Annotated in this window: 8 protein-coding genes; 4 read left to right on the top strand and 4 right to left on the bottom strand. The window is 71.9% G+C overall.

Annotated features, from left to right (window positions below; translation table 11 throughout):
* Positions 1–560: 560 nt before the first annotated feature.
* Positions 561–1,118 (bottom strand): MarR family winged helix-turn-helix transcriptional regulator, encoded by a 558-nt coding sequence (locus tag ACFU8W_RS07265; RefSeq protein WP_384032959.1) that lies wholly within the window; start codon positions 1,116–1,118, stop codon positions 561–563.
* Between the two features lie 133 nt (positions 1,119–1,251).
* Here ACFU8W_RS07265 and ACFU8W_RS07260 point away from each other — a divergent pair, with 133 nt between their 5' ends.
* Positions 1,252–2,631: an MFS transporter gene (locus tag ACFU8W_RS07260; protein WP_384033041.1), complete on the top strand. Its 1,380-nt coding sequence runs from the start codon at positions 1,252–1,254 to the stop codon at positions 2,629–2,631.
* On the opposite strand, the gene ACFU8W_RS07255 is transcribed toward ACFU8W_RS07260, so the two are convergent.
* Complete coding sequence (locus ACFU8W_RS07255; RefSeq protein WP_384032956.1) at positions 2,625–4,340, bottom strand: SpoIIE family protein phosphatase; 1,716 nt, start codon at positions 4,338–4,340, stop codon at positions 2,625–2,627. The genes ACFU8W_RS07260 and ACFU8W_RS07255 overlap by 7 nt on opposite strands.
* 254 nt (positions 4,341–4,594) lie before the next feature.
* A complete protein-coding gene (locus tag ACFU8W_RS07250; RefSeq protein WP_384032953.1) occupies positions 4,595–6,001 on the bottom strand; it encodes an NAD(P)/FAD-dependent oxidoreductase in 1,407 nt (468 codons plus the stop codon).
* 340 nt (positions 6,002–6,341) lie between these two features.
* Here ACFU8W_RS07250 and ACFU8W_RS07245 point away from each other — a divergent pair, with 340 nt between their 5' ends.
* Positions 6,342–7,208, top strand: coding sequence for a TetR/AcrR family transcriptional regulator (locus tag ACFU8W_RS07245; RefSeq protein ID WP_384032950.1), 867 nt, complete (start codon positions 6,342–6,344; stop codon positions 7,206–7,208).
* A gap of 676 nt (positions 7,209–7,884) precedes the next feature.
* Complete coding sequence (locus tag ACFU8W_RS07240; RefSeq protein ID WP_384032947.1) at positions 7,885–9,894, top strand: sigma-70 family RNA polymerase sigma factor; 2,010 nt, start codon at positions 7,885–7,887, stop codon at positions 9,892–9,894.
* 60 nt (positions 9,895–9,954) lie between these two features.
* Here ACFU8W_RS07240 and ACFU8W_RS07235 read toward each other — a convergent pair whose 3' ends face one another.
* Complete coding sequence (locus ACFU8W_RS07235; RefSeq protein ID WP_384032944.1) at positions 9,955–12,066, bottom strand: asparagine synthase-related protein; 2,112 nt, start codon at positions 12,064–12,066, stop codon at positions 9,955–9,957.
* Between the two features lie 1,059 nt (positions 12,067–13,125).
* Between ACFU8W_RS07235 and ACFU8W_RS07230 the strand changes: the two genes are divergently transcribed.
* Positions 13,126–14,652: a sporulation protein gene (locus ACFU8W_RS07230; protein WP_345512473.1), complete on the top strand. Its 1,527-nt coding sequence runs from the start codon at positions 13,126–13,128 to the stop codon at positions 14,650–14,652.
* Positions 14,653–14,782 lie beyond the last annotated feature (130 nt).

Raw genomic sequence — 14,782 nt, 5'->3', positions numbered from 1 at the left:
TGCCGAAGCAGGCCGGGGTATCAACATATCTGGCGTTGACTTTTGGCACGCTGTTGAGTTCTCAAGGAACGGACGCTTCCTTTGTACTCACCCTCTCGGGCTTTCCTCCGGGCTTTCCCTTCGGTCTTGCGTTTCCGACTCTATCAGACTCTTTCGTGTCCGATTCCCGGTCGAAGCGGGTTCCGCTTTCCAGTTCTTCGCTTTCGCGTTTCCCTTTCCGGCGAGTCCGACTCTATCAGATCCTTTCGGGCCTGATTCCCAGTCAGCGGGGCTTGTCTTCCCGGCCGTTGGGCCGTTCCGACGTCCAAACTCTAGCGGATTTTCCCGGCGGTTCATAATCGAGCCTTCGAAATGAATTCCGGCATGCCGAAATCGTCCCGAATGGGAGATCGTGCTGAGTTTGAGTTGCCGCATTCGCGGCGGGATCGGTTGTCGCAGAACCGTTCCGGCTCCGTGGCAACTCGGAGAACCTTACGGATCGGGCAGGGGCGTGTCAACTCCGCCAGGTCAAGCCGTTTTCCGGCGTGCCCCCGGCCCCGTGTGTCCCCGTCCGGCGCGGGTCAGTCCAGGTCCGTGAGGCGGCCGCTGGCGTCCGGCTGGGTGTGCTCGACCCTGCGCAGGAGGCGGATCAGCATCTCGCCGAGGGCTCCGCGCTCCTCGCCCGAGAGGTCCTGCAGCAGGTCCCCCTCGAAGGCTGATGCCATGCGCATCGCCTCCAGCCACTTCGTACGTCCTTCATCGGTCAGTTCGACGATGACGCGTACGCGGTTGTTCTCGTCGCGGTCCCGCGTGACCAGACCCTCGTTCGCCATGCGGTCGATGCGGTGGGTCATCGCCGCCGGAGTGAGACCGAGGCGCTTGGCCAGCTCCCCCGGGCCCAGCCGGTAGGGGGAGCCCGCCACGACGAGGGTCTTGAGGACCTCCCACTCGGCGTTGCTGATGCCGAGGTCGGCCAGCTGGCGTCCGTACCCGACGTTCATCCGGCGATTCAGCCGGCCGAGGGCCGAGACGACCTGCTCGACCTGGGGATCCAGGTCGCGGAACTCGCGCTGATAAGCGGCGATCTGCTCGTCGAGGCTCGGCTCCTGGAGGCCGGAGGGCTCGGTGGTGTCAGACATGGCGGGCAGTATGGCACGCCTTTCATTGGCGTCGAAGTCCTTCGGTCTGTATTGTTGAGCTTCGAACTTTACTGTTGAAGTCTTTGGACGTGAGTCCTTCGTGAGCTTGAGGTAGGTGAGTGTGACCAGGGAAATGGGCGCAGCGCTGCGGCGGATCCAGCTGGGGAGCGCGCTGAGCGCGTTCGGTGTGGGGTTCACCGTTCCGTATCTGTACGTCTATGTGGCACAGGTGCGGGATCTGGGCGCCGGTACGGCGGGAGTCGTGCTGGCTGTCTTCGCCATGGCAGCGCTGGCAGTCCTGCCGTTCACCGGACGGGCCATCGACCGGCGCGGTCCGATGCCGGTACTGATCGTCGCCGCCGTGGTGGCGTCCGTGGGCGCGGCGGCCCTCGGGCTTTCGTCGAACGTGACGACCGCCGTGCTGTCGGCCGCCGTCCTCGGTGCGGGCACGGCCGTCATGTCGCCGGCGCTCGCCACGATGCTCGTCCAGTGCTCCGGCGCCGCCACCCGCACGCGCGCCTTCGCGATGCAGTTCTTCCTGCAGAACCTGGGGCTCGGCATCGGTGGTCTGGTCGGCGGGCAGATCGTCGACACGAGCCGGCCGGAGACCTTCACGCTGCTGTTCCTGATCGAGGCGGCGATGTTCATCGTGCTCGGCGTCGTCGCGGTGACGGTGCGGATGCCTCATTCCCCCGCGTTCGCGGACGCCAGGCCCACCGACGGGTCCGCCGCGAAGGGCGGGTTGCGGATGCTGCTCTCGCACCGGGCGATGGTGCAGCTGTGTGTGCTGGGCTTCGTGCTGTTCTTCGCCTGCTACGGGCAGTTCGAGTCCGGGCTTGCGGCATACGGCACCGAGGCTGCCGGGATCGAGCCCTCGACGCTGGGCATCGCGCTGGCCGCCAACACCGCGGTCATCGTCGTGGCGCAGTTCGTCGTGCTGCGACTGGTGGAGCGCCGCAAGCGCAGCCGGGTCATTGCCGCGGTCGGGCTGATCTGGGCGTTCGCCTGGATCGTGGCGGGGTACGCGGGGCTCGGGCACGGCAGCCAGACCATGGCGACGGCCGCGATGATCTCCACGTACGCCCTGTTCGGACTCGGTGAGTCGATGCTCTCGCCGACGGTCGCGCCGCTGGTCGCCGATCTGGCGCCGGAGTCGATGGTCGGTCAGTACAACTCGGCCTTCGCCCTGGTCAAGCAGCTCGCGTTGGCGGTCGGTCCGGCCGTGGGCGGGCCGATGGGGGCCTCGCTGCACGGGCCGTACATCGTGACGTTCGTGCTGTTCTCGCTGGGCATCACGGTGCTCGCACTGCGGCTGGGGCGCCGGCTCACCCCCGTACAGGATCAGCCTTCGCTCGCGGTGGTGCCGTCGCGGGTGGTGGCCCTGTCGGTACCGGACGCCGAGGAGACAGCCATAGCGACGGCCGAGTCGGCGACCGCCCCCGTTGCGGCCCCCGTTGCGGCCCCTGTTGCGGCTCCTGTGGTTTCGGCGTCGGCTCCTGCTGCCGCTCACTGAGGCAGCGCGAACTCGCACCAGACCGCTTTGCCGCCGCCAGGTGTGCGGCGGCTGCCCCAGGACGAGGCGATCGTCGCGACGATGGAGATGCCGCGGCCCGCTTCGTCCGCCGGCTCGGCGCGGCGCCGGCGCGGCAGGTGGTCGTCGCCGTCGGTCACCTCGATGATCAGGCGGCGGTCGGTGCGGCGCAGCCCCAGGCGCATCGGCGGGGTGCCGTGCTGAAGGGAGTTCGCCACCAGTTCGCTGGCGGCGAGGACGCCCAGGTCGCACAGTTCCACCGGGAACCGCCACGACGTCAGGACGCCGGTGGCGAAGGCACGGGCCCGCGGGGCCGCTTCGATGCCGCCGAGGAGATCGAGCGAGGCGTTGTGGAACAGCTCCGCGTTCGCCCCCGTGCGGGCCGGGTGCTGGACCACCAGCACCGCCACGTCGTCGTCGTGTTCGGCGGTGACCCCGAGGGAGCGGATGAGACGGTCGCAGACCACCTGCGGTGATCCCTTGGCGCCGGAGAGGGCGCGCTCCAGGGCCGCGACCCCCTCGTCGATGTCCTCGCTGCGGCGTTCCACGAGACCGTCCGTGTAGAGGACGGCGGTGGAGCCGGGCGGCAGCGCGATCGTGCCCGACGTGTGGATCCAGCCTCCGGTGCCGAGCGGCGGTCCGGTCGGGTCCTCGGCGCGGCGCACCGAACCGTCCTCGTCGCGGACGAGGATCGGGAGGTGGCCGGCGGAGGCGTAGACGAGCCGGCCCTCGTTCGGATCGTGGACCGCGTAGGCGCAGGTGGCGATCTGGCTGGCGTCGATCTCGGCGGCGAGACCGTCGAGCAGCTGCAACACCTCGTGCGGTGGGAGGTCGAGGCGGGCGTAGGCGCGGACGGCGGTGCGGAGCTGGCCCATCACCGCGGCGGCGCGCACCCCGCGGCCCATCACGTCCCCGATGACGAGCGCGGTGCGGCCCGCGCCGAGGGTGATGACGTCGTACCAGTCGCCGCCGACCGCCGCGTCCGTGCCGCCCGGCTGGTATGTGGCGGCGATCCGCAGATCGTCGGGCTGCTCCAGCTCCTGCGGGAGCAGGGAGCGCTGGAGGGTGACGGCTGTCTCGCGGTGGCGGCGCTCGCTGGTGCGGAGGCGCTCGGCCGCTTCGGCGTGGTCGGTGACGTCGGCCGCGTAGACGAGAACACCGCTCTCGCTCCCCTCTCCGCTGCCGTCCTCCTTGGCGTGGGCGGCGGGCGTGGCGACCGCGGTGCAGGTCACGGTGTACGAGCTGCCGTTGCGGACCTTGCGGGACTTGACCGTACGGGGCGTGCCGCTGCGCAGGACCTGATCCATGAGGGGCAGCAGGCTGAGCTCGTCGAGCTCCGGCATCGCATCGGCCGCCGTGGCGCCGGTGGGGCGGGGACCGAAGGCCGCCGCGTAGGCGTCGTTGACGTAGGCGATGCGGTGGTCGGGGCCGTACACCAGGGCGACCGGGGCAGGCAGCCGACCGAGGAGCTCGCGGGCGGAGAGATCCTCCAGCGCGGGTCCGGGGGCCGGTTCGGAGGCCGGTCCGGAGACCTCTCCGAAGGCCTTGGGGGTGTTTCCGTCCGGTGTGGCGGACCCTGGCCCGGCCCCGGCGTACTCGCCGCGGGCCGCGGGCACCGAACTGCGGTTGTCCCGGGTAGCGGCGCGACGCTGCGTTCCTGGTAGGCGGGCGCTCCAACGCGTGAAGTTCACGGAAATTCTGGCCTCGTGTGTCGGTCTGGTCCGCTCGGGCGGGCTGCTTCCTCTGCCGGTTCTGCTTCCGGTTCTGCTTCCGGTTCTGCTACCGGCTTTCTTCCGCCGGGGTCGGGGGCACCGGGGGCCGGACCCCCGGTGAGGCGCAGCCGGGCCTCGTACTGGTCACTGTCGGTCACGGTCGACCGGGTCACTCTGTGCAGGTGTGGACCCACCTATGGTCACACGTCCAGTGTGACGGACCGTACTGACAGTCAGCCATTCTGCTTGGGTGGACCGTCGTTTCCGGTGTGTCTGCCCCCGGCGGCGAGTTCGAATTCGGCGCGTGGATGTTCCAGCGAACCGAGGGAGACGATCTCGCGTTTGAAGAGTCCGGCGAGGGTCCATTCGGCAAGGACGCGGGCCTTCCGGTTGAAGGTCGGGACCCTGCTCAGGTGGTACGTACGGTGCATCAGCCAGGCCGGATAGCCCTTGAGCTTGCGTCCGTAGACATGGGCGACGCCCTTGTGGAGGCCGAGCGAGGCGACGGAGCCCGCGTAGCTGTGCCGGTAGTCCTCGAGCGGTTCGCCGCTGATCGCCGCGAGGATGTTCTCGGCGAGGACTTTGGCCTGGCGCACCGCGTGCTGGGCGTTGGGCGCGGTCTCCTTGCCCGGTTCACCGGCCGTCAGATCGGGAACGGCCGCGGCGTCCCCGGCGGCCCAGGCGTGTTCGGCGCCCTCGACGGCCAGCTGCGCGGTGCAGCGGAGCCTGCCGCGCTCGGTGAGGGGCAGATCGGTGGCGGCGAGGATCGGGGCGGGCTTGACGCCTGCGGTCCACACCAGCGTGCGGGTCGGGAAGCGGGAGCCGTCGCTGAGGACGGCGACCCGGTCCTCGCAGGAGTCCAGCCGGGTGCCGAGGCGTACGTCGATATTGCGGCCGCGCAGCTCCCGTACGGCGTACATGCCCATCGCGTCGCCGACCTCCGGCAGGATCCGGTCGGACGCCTCGACGAGGATCCATTTCAGGTCCTCTGCCTTGATGTTGTGGTAGTAGCGCGAGGTGTAGCGGGCCATGTCCTCGAGTTCGGCGAGCGCCTCCACGCCTGCGTAGCCGCCGCCGACGAAGACGAAGGTGAGGGCGGCGTCGCGGATGGCCGGGTCGCGGGTGGCGGAGGCGATGTCCATCTGCTCGATGACATGGTTGCGCAGGCCGATGGCCTCCTCGATGGTCTTGAAGCCGATGCCGTGGTCGGCGAGGCCGGGGATCGGGAGGGTGCGCGAGACGGAGCCGGGTGCGATGACGATCTCGTCGTACGGGATCTCCAGGGCGCCGGTGCCGTCCTCGCCGGTGGCGAGCGTGGTGACGGTCGCGGTGCCCTTGGCGTGGTCGATGCGCTGCGCCTCGCCGATGACGATCGTGCACTGCGCCAGCACGCGGCGGAGCGGTACGACGACGTGGCGCGGCGAGATCGAGCCTGCGGCCGCCTCGGGCAGGAACGGCTGATACGTCATGTAGGGCTCGGGCGTGACGACGACGATCTCGGCCTCGCCGGACTTGAGTCTCTGCTTCAGCTTCCGCTGGAGACGCAGCGCTGTGTACATCCCGACGTAGCCGCCGCCGATGACGAGGATGCGCACACCCGGCGGCGGGCCGGGGGGTGTCCCCCGGGAATCTGAAGCCATCACCTCCCCATGACGCAACGTGCTCAGGTATTTGTCCACAGCCCCGGCAAATTGTGTGACCGGAGGTTCCGGATGGGCCCCTGGGGTCGGCCACCAGGGCAATACGGAAGCTGCGCAGGTCAGACGTTGCAGTGGGGGTGATGGCGAGGGGTGGAATCAGAAATCAACCGGTCCTTGCTCCGATCGGGGGGCGCACCGTGCGGAACTGCCCTCTTCTGAATTGACCCGGGCTCAACTATGTTCGTATGTCGTCGGGGTGTCGGGCAGGGACGATGATCCACTCCCCGACTGACACGGCGGGAAGTCTCCGGGGGGAGACGTCATAACCGGGGGAAGAGTTATGCATATTCAGGATTCGCATTGGCAGACTGCTGCTGTCTCGTCCGAAGGAAACGGACGAATCGGCACAGTCGGTACGGTGAGCGCGGCGGGAACGACTGTCGGCTCCGGCTCCACCGTCGGCCGCTCGGCGCCGCTGCGCGTGGACGCACAGCGAAATCTGGAGCATGTACTGCGGGCCGCACGCGAGGTGTTCGGCGAGCTGGGGTACGGGGCTCCGATGGAGGACGTGGCACGCCGCGCCCGGGTCGGGGTCGGCACGGTGTACCGGCGTTTCCCGAGCAAGGACGTGCTGGTGCGCCGGATAGCCGAGGAGGAGACCTCCCGGCTGACCGACCAGGCGCGGACCGCGCTGGGGCAGGAGGACGAGCCGTGGTCGGCGCTCTCGCGCTTCCTGCGGACCTCCGTGGCCTCGGGCGCGGGGCGGCTGCTGCCACCGCAGGTGCTGCGGGTCGGGGTCGATGTCGACGACTCGACGGTGGTCGGGGACGCGGGAGTTGCGCAGGATGTTGGCGCGGCCTCGGCTGCGGGCTCCGGAGATGTCCGGGATGTCCGGGATGAGGCGCGGGTTCCTCATCAGCGGCAGGGGGCGGGGCAGGCCGATCTCCGGGTCGCCGGCCGGCGCCCGGCCGACGACGACGGGCTCTCGGGCGAGGGCGCGGGCACGGCCGAACTGCTGGAGGTCGTGGGCCGCCTGGTCGATCGTGCGCGGGCGGCGGGTGAGCTGCGGCGCGATGTGACGGTGGCGGACGTGCTGCTGGTCATCGCGACGGCGGCGCCCGCCCTGCCGGATGCGGCTCAGCAGGCTGCCGCTTCGGCCCGACTGCTGGACATCCTGCTGGAGGGGCTGCGTTCGCGCCCTGCATGACCGGGACGACATGAGCGGGACCGCATGACGGGTGAGCTCGGGTGTGCGTGAGCCCGGGCTCGCGGGTGGGCTCGGGGGTGCGCGTGGGCCCGGGCGTCCGGGTGGCTCGGGCGCGCGGGCAGCTCGGCGGACCTTCGGTCGGCCCGACGTTCGGGCGCCGTCGGGCCCCCGCGCGGGGCGTCGGGTCCGTGACGGGTGGCGTGAGGAGTCGGTGCGGTCCTCATGCGAAGCGGCACGTTCGGCAACTCGGCTGCGCCGGAAGCTCGTTGATCCTTCCCCATTCGAGTGCCCGCTTAGAGGAGTTCACAAAATGGGCGCCGCGAGCAGGGCGCCCATTTTGTGAACTCCCCTAAGGGCTGTCCCGTCATCCCTGGCGGAACAGCGCGCGGCGTCGGATGCGGTGCATCGCAAAGCGGAGGAGCCTCCTCATACGGGGCGCATTCGGGCGTTTCGACAACACGGCGAGGTGCCGTAGCTGTCCTCGTGCGCCCACCGGGGACCACGGGACTGCCCTTACGACCTGGTGCACGATAGAGAGTGGATCAGGTCGTTGGTGCTCACATTCGGGAAGACACCCCGGACGAGTGGTTGCCGGGACGGAACGTTCGCCGTGATTGCGCCGTGTGGCACGCTGGCCCGGTGTTCGGGTCCGAAAGCGCATACGGGGGCTTCCGCGATGAGCGGTGACGGGCAGCAGGAAGAACCGCTCGACGGCGTCTCGGTCGTGGGTGAGGGCGCGGCAGCCGGTGAGCCGACGTTCCGGGCGGTCCCGAGCCAGGCCGGCCCCGGGCGGTCGGGCGGTGACACCGAGGGCGGGGCCGTGCTGCCCGGACCCTGGCCGTCCGCGTCGGCGGACGGCAATGCCGACATCGGTGCCCGTGCCATCGCCGGGGCCGAGGCCACCGTGCCGATGCAGCGGGAAGGTGGGAGCAATGCCGGGTCGGCCGGACTCGCGCTCTCCGACGCCCAGTTGATCCAGCACATGCGGTCCGGGGACGACCTCGCGTACGAGGAGTTGTTCCGACGGCACTCGGGCAGTGTGCGGCGCTACGCCCGGAGCTGCTGCCGGGACGCCCACACGGCCGACGACCTGACGGCCGAGGTCTTCGCCCGCACTCTGCAGGCGGTGCGGGGTGGCAAAGGCCCCGAGGAGGCCGTGCGGGCGTACCTCATGACGGCGGTACGACATGTCGCCGCTGCCTGGACGAGAACGGCGAAGCGGGAGCAACTGGTCGATGACTTCGCGGTGTTCGCCGTGCAGGCGTCCCACTCCTCCGGGGTGCCGGACGCGGACACGCTCGATCTGGGCGCGGACGTCATGGCGATGCACGAGGCCGAGCAGTCGATGGCCATGCAGGCATTCCGCAGTCTGCCGGAGCGCTGGCAGGCGGTGCTGTGGCACACCACCGTCGAGGAGGAGTCGCCGAGCGAGATCGCGCCACTGTTCGGGCTGACCGCCAATGCCACGGCGGTACTGGCCAGCCGGGCTCGTGAGGGGCTCAAGCAGGCGTATCTGCAGGCGCATGTGAGCCAGTCGCTCACTTCGGGCGGCGGCTGTGCGCGCTATGCCGACCGGCTCGGCGCCTACGCCCGGGGCGGCCTGCGAATGCGGGCCGAACGCGGGCTGCGCAAGCATCTGGACGAGTGTGCGAAGTGCCGGGTCGCCGCGGGCGAGCTGGCACATGTCAACGCCGGGATTCCGGCGCTGCTCCCGGTCGCGGTCGTCGGCTGGTTCGCCGCCGGGTACGCGCTCAAGGCCGCCGGGATCGTGGCGGGCGGCGCGGCCGGCGCGGCGGGTGCAGGTGCCGCCACGGCGGGTGCAGGTGCCGCCACGGCGGCGACGGGCGGGAGTTCATCCGGCGGTACGGCCGGTGGCGCCATGGCCTCGGAGGGGCTCGGCGCCCCGGTCAAGGCCGGTATCGCGGCGACGGTGGCTGTCGCGGCCGCGGCCGGTCTGGTCTGGGCACTGGTCGGTGACGAGCAGCCGAAGCCGGAGGCCAAGCCCGTGGCCAAACCGCCGGTGGTGGCGCCCGCGGTGCCGTCGCCACCGCCCCCGAAGCCGACACCGGAGCCCGAACCTCCGAGCGCGCCCGTCCCGCCCGCACCGCCCGCGCCCACACCGACTCCGCCGCCGAGGGCGAAGGCGACGCCCACGCCGACACCCACGCCCACGCCGACGCCGACGCCCACGCCGCCGGTCCCCGCGCCGCCGAAACCCACGCCCACGCCTCCGCCACCCGCACCGCAGGCCGTCGTCTACCAGGTCAGCAAGTTGCGCTACTCCTTCCTCGGTGACCACACGGAGCCGGAGGTGTCGATGGGTGAGAGCAGCTGGGTCTGGCGGCGCTCGGGCCTGTCGATCGGCGGCACGCGGTACGCGCACGGGGTGACCGTGCACGGCCGTTCGTCGGTCACCATCCAGCTGAACCGGGCATGCACCCGCTACGAGGCGATGGTCGGGGTCGACGATCTGACGGCGGGGCTCGGCTCGGTGCGCTTCTCCGTGTTCAACGGTGCCGGGGTGCAGCTGTGGCAATCCCCGTTGATGAACGGCACCGATCCGGCCGTACCCATGAGGGTCGGCATCGCGGGGCAGCAGCGGATCCGGCTCGTCGTGGAACCGGCGGCCCCGTTCGGCGGGGTGGCACTGGCCGACTGGGCGGAGTCGAGGATCAGCTGCCGCTGATCCGGGGGCCAGTGCCGTCGGAACCAGCCCGTGCCGAGCGGTGTCGGGTATCGGGGGCGGTCAGCGTTGCAGGGTGCGGCGGACCGGGACCACTCCGCCCGCCACCGCGCGCTGGCGCGGCGCCGCCGTGCCCGTCCAGCAGGTGCCGCGGCGGGAGACGAGGCGGCGGAGCCAGAGCTCCGTGGCGGCCAGGTCGGCGAGGCCGTCCAGGGGCAGTGGTTCGCCCTCGGAAGCCGCGCGCAGGGCCTTTCGTACGACCCGGGCCTCGATCAGACCCGCGTCGGCGAGCAGGGGGGCGTCGAAGAGGGCGATCAGGTCGGGGAGCGCGGTGCGCAGACCGGTGCGGCTGACCGCGGTCGAAGTCGCCTGGGAGGGGGTGCCCCAGCCCGGCGGCAGTTCGTGGATGCCCGCGCCCGCGAGAACGCGACGCAGGACGGCGGCGCGGGCGCCCGGCTGGACGCGGAGCGATTCGGGCAGGGCGCGGGCAGCCCGTACCACCTGATTGTCGAGGAAAGGGGCGTGCAGACGCTGGCTGCGGATCTCGGCGGCCTGCTCCAGGATCCGGTGGTCGGCGGCGTGCCGGGCGAGCGCGGCACGGGCGCGGGCCTCGCCGGGACGCTGGACCGAAGTGGGGCGGATCGCCGCCTCCTGGAGGCGGACCGACACTTCCGCGAGCGCCTCCCCGGTCAGCCAGCGGGCGGCGGGCCCCGGCCGTGACCAGGTGAGCGCGGCGAGCGAGGCGTCGGCGGGGGTGCCGAGGTCGGGCGCGCGGCGGTTGGCGTCCGGGAGCCGGTCGGCAGCCGTTTCGAGACCCGTGCGGTACGACGTACGGGCCAGGCGGCGGGCCGCGCGGTAGACGGTCAGCGGTACGAACAGCGAGTGTGCGGACGGTCCTTCGGCTCTGGCGAGGGCGGCGACCGGGCGCAGCAGGTGGCGTCGGCGGCGGTCCATCAGGAGGTCGGCGAGGCGGGCCGGGTGGGCGTCGAGGACCTGCCGGGCGCCGTCGCCGACGAAGTGGTCGGCGCTGCCGGCGGCGAGGCGCCTGCGGTGGCGTTCGGCGACGACGAGGGAGGGGGCCGGTTCGTCGGTGAGCGGGCCACTGCCCAGGTCGGCATAGGGCAGTGCCTCCTCGCCCGCGGCGACGACGACGTGGTGCAGCCGCGGGTTGGCGGCGATGACCGCGGCACGTTCGAGTTCGTCCTCGTGGTCGCGGGTGGTGAGGTCGTTGAAGGTGACGGCGAGCAGCCGCTCGCCCGCGCCCGTGCCGTGACCGAGGAGGGTGCCGGGGAGTCCGGGCAGGCCTGCGGCGAGCAGGGCGAGGGTGGCGGAGGCGCTGCCGCCGGAGAGGTCGGCGCCGATGCCGGGGACGGGCACGCCGCGGGCGGCGCGACGTTCGGCGGGCCCCATGCCGGGGACCGGTCCCGGGTCGGGCGGCAGCGTCTCGGGCGCGTGGCGGGGGGCCAGGAGCCTGGCGCGTACCGCTTCGAGCAATGCGTCGCGCACCCCGTCCACGGCGCTCACCGGGTCGAGCTGGGGGGCGGCGACGGCGAGGGAGGCGACCGGCTCGTACCCGGTGATCTCGCGGGAGCCCTCGCGGAGGATGAGCGCGTGCCCCGGCGGGATGCGCTTCACGCCCACGTACGGAGTGCCGTCGCGCAGTGCCTCCGGCGTCTCGGGGCAGGCGAGGAGCGCGGCCAGGTGGCCGATGTCCAGCTGCGCCTCGATGAGGTCGGCGAGCGGGAGTGCGGCGGTCGCGTAGGCCGTACCGCTCGCCCAGGGCGTGTAGAAGACCGGGCGGGCTCCGGCGAGGTCCCCGACGACGGTGATCCTCCGGCCGATCTGGACGACGGCCGTGTAGCTGCCCGGCCAGGCGGTGAGATGGCGCAGGGCGCCGCCGCGGGCGGCGAGGAGGCCGAGCCGGAGCTGCTCGTCGGTGGCGCTGCAGCAGCCGAGGACGGCGAGGCGGGCGGTGGGCGCGCCTTCGGCGGTCTCGACGGAGGCGATCCGGATCTCGTCGGGGCGCCAGTCGCCGACCGCCCAGAGCGGATCCGGATCGCCCCACAGGAGTTGGGAGCCCACGGGGTGCACGGTGCGCCCCTCGTCGGCTGCGCCGACCGCGCCGACCGTGCCGAAGCTCGCGGCGATACTGCTCCACCCCACCAACCAACGCATCGCCGCCTCCACAGGCTGTGGACAAAAACGGCGCACCTGGTTCGTACCGGGAGAACTGCGAGAACATGCAGCGCCGTTGCGGAACATGCTGCCACGACAACGGCGCGCAGGAGTGGCTACGGAGGGCGCACGTCGCAAGCGCATGCGCCCCTGGCAAAAGCCGGAGGGCGGCCGGGGCCGGCCGATCCCCGCGCACCGGGGGATGCCACAACGGACCTACAGGTTCCGTTTGTTGCCTTCCCCGTTGCCCCGGGGTCGTACCGGCCGAAATCCGGCCACCTCCGGAACCACCCGTCGACCGCGGGCCGACAGCCCGCCGGGTGTCCGCGGATCGCCCGGCCCAACCCGCGACGGACCGACGTCATTCGGCCATTCTCGGAGGGCACGACAAGCCCCGGAACCGATTCCCGGCGCGCACGATGCTCCGTTCCATCCCGCTTTGATGCGAGGTCGCCCGACCGGTTCCGCGACGCCCCTCCGCCACTCCCGTACCGGCTGCCCTCACGCCGGCCCCGGTCCGCTCCGGCGGCCCGCCGAACGCACAGTCCGGGAGACGTGGTTCGCCTCCCGGACCGGTCCGCCGCCTGCGGGGAATGAGGCGGCAGTGTCCCCCAGCCCACTGAGTCCAGTGCAGTGGGCCGACCCACGCAGCACTCATGCAAGCGCTCCCCCGTCGGCCGGGCCAGAGCGCACGGCCGGGCGCACGGCCACACGCCAGGAGCACGTGGGGAGTTCGCCCGGCGGGGTCCCCAGCGGCGTCCGGGCGGGTCCGACAGGGCGGCCGGAGCGTCGCGGTGGGACCGTCCCCCGCACGCCGATCGTCCGCCCACCGCACGTACGGACAACAATCCCGCCATACGGACGTCTGCCCCTTAACGGTAGGGATGCGGCGAACTACGCTGGGTTTACTGAGGTTCTCGGCAGGAGGCATATTCCTCGGGGCTCGGCCACATGCGTGTGCGGTCGGAGTGCCGGGGCCCGTCCCTGGGGAGAACACAGTACGAATGCCGCGCGCCTCCTCGGTGACGCGGCTGCCGTCTGTGTGTCGAGGGGTGGCGCATGTCCAGGGAGCAACGCGGGCCGAACGAGAAGCTCGGAACCGTTCTCGCCCTCGCGGGAATCAGCAACGCCGGGCTCGCCCGGCGGGTCAACGACCTCGGGGCGCAGCGCGGACTGACACTTCGCTACGACAAGACCTCGGTGGCGAGATGGGTCTCGAAGGGCATGGTGCCGCAGGGTGCCGCACCCCATCTCATCGCCGCGGCGATCGGCGCCAAGCTCGGCCGGCCGGTCCCGCTGCACGAGATCGGGCTCGCGGACGCCGATCCGGCGCCGGAGGTCGGTCTGGCCTTCCCGCGCGACGTGGGCGAGGCGGTGCGTTCGGCGACCGAGCTGTACCGGCTGGATCTGGCCGGGCGCCGGGCGGGCAGCGGCGGGATCTGGCAGTCGCTGGCGGGCTCGTTCTCGGTGAGCGCGTACGCGACGCCCGCGTCCCGCTGGCTGATAACCCCCGCCGACCCGTCGGTGGCACGCGACTCGTCGGCGGCCGAGGCGGCGATCCTCGGCACGCAGGGCGCGCACGGTGCACCGCCACCGCCGGGTGCGCCGGGCGGTGCGCCCGGCATTCCCGTACAGCCGGGACCGGACTCCATGAACGACATCTCGCCGCTGCGCGTCGGCCACAGCGATGTCACCAAACTCCGCGAGGCGGCCCAGGACGCGCGCCGCTGGGACTCCAAGTACGGCGGCGGCGACTGGCGCTCCTCCATGGTCCCGGAGTGTTTACGGGTGGATGCGGCGCCTCTGCTCCTCGGCTCGTACAGCGACGAGGTGGGCCGGGCGCTCTTCGGCGCCGCCGCCGAGCTGACCAGACTCGCCGGGTGGATGGCGTTCGACACCGGGCAGCAGGAGGCCGCCCAGCGGTACTACATCCAGGCGCTGCGGCTCGCGCGGGCCGCGGCCGACGTGCCGCTCGGCGGATATGTCCTCGTGTCGATGTCGCTGCAGGCGACCTACCGCGGCTTCGCCGACGAGGGAGTCGACCTCGCGCAGGCGGCCGTCGAACGCAACCGCGGACTCGCCACCGCCCGCACCATGAGTTTCTTCCGGCTGGTGGAGGCGCGGGCCCATGCGAAGGCGGGCGACGCCGCGGCCGCGGGGGCCGCGCTGAAGGCCGCCGAGAGCTGGCTGGAGCGTTCCCGGGACGGCGACGCGGACCCGTCGTGGCTGGGCTTCTACTCGTACGACAGGTTCGCCGCCGACGCCGCGGAGTGCTACCGCGATCTGAAGGCCCCGCGGCAGGTGCGGCGCTTCACCGAACAGGCACTGTCCCGGCCGACCGAGGAGTTCGTGCGCTCGCACGGGCTGCGGCTGGTGGTCTCGGCCGTCGCCGAGCTGGAGTCCGGCAACCTGGACGCGGCCTGCGCGGCGGGCACCCGGGCGGTCGAGGTGGCCGGCCGCATCTCGTCGGCGCGGACCACGGAGTACGTACGGGACCTGCTGCACCGCCTCGAACCGTACGGGGACGAGCCACGCGTTGCCGAGCTGCGCGAGCGGGCACGGCCGCTGCTGGTGGCTCCGGCGTAACGGCCTCCCCGGGGCGCCCGCAGCCTCTCGGACGTATGCGCGGGGTCCTCCCGGTGACGCGCAGGCGACCGGGGGCGGAATTCCGGGCGCCACGCTGACCTCCGCTGGTTTGAGTGCAATGTCAGTGGGT

The organism is Streptomyces sp. NPDC057565 (assembly GCF_042801455.1).
Lineage (GTDB): Bacteria > Actinomycetota > Actinomycetes > Streptomycetales > Streptomycetaceae > Streptomyces > Streptomyces yanii.
The sequence above is the reverse complement of the archived record's forward strand: the minus strand, read 5'-3'. Positions and strand labels throughout refer to the sequence as shown.

Bases quoted from the DNA above. Each gene is read 5' to 3' on its own strand.
- ACFU8W_RS07265 (WP_384032959.1), bottom strand. From the start codon at position 1,118: ATGTCTGACACCACCGAGCCCTCCGGCCTCCAGGAGCCGAGCCTCGAC.
- ACFU8W_RS07260 (WP_384033041.1), top strand. From the start codon at position 1,252: ATGGGCGCAGCGCTGCGGCGGATCCAGCTGGGGAGCGCGCTGAGCGCG.
- ACFU8W_RS07250 (WP_384032953.1), bottom strand. From the start codon at position 6,001: ATGGCTTCAGATTCCCGGGGGACACCCCCCGGCCCGCCGCCGGGTGTG.
- ACFU8W_RS07245 (WP_384032950.1), top strand. From the start codon at position 6,342: ATGCATATTCAGGATTCGCATTGGCAGACTGCTGCTGTCTCGTCCGAA.
- ACFU8W_RS07240 (WP_384032947.1), top strand. From the start codon at position 7,885: ATGAGCGGTGACGGGCAGCAGGAAGAACCGCTCGACGGCGTCTCGGTC.
- ACFU8W_RS07235 (WP_384032944.1), bottom strand. From the start codon at position 12,066: ATGCGTTGGTTGGTGGGGTGGAGCAGTATCGCCGCGAGCTTCGGCACG.
- ACFU8W_RS07230 (WP_345512473.1), top strand. From the start codon at position 13,126: ATGTCCAGGGAGCAACGCGGGCCGAACGAGAAGCTCGGAACCGTTCTC.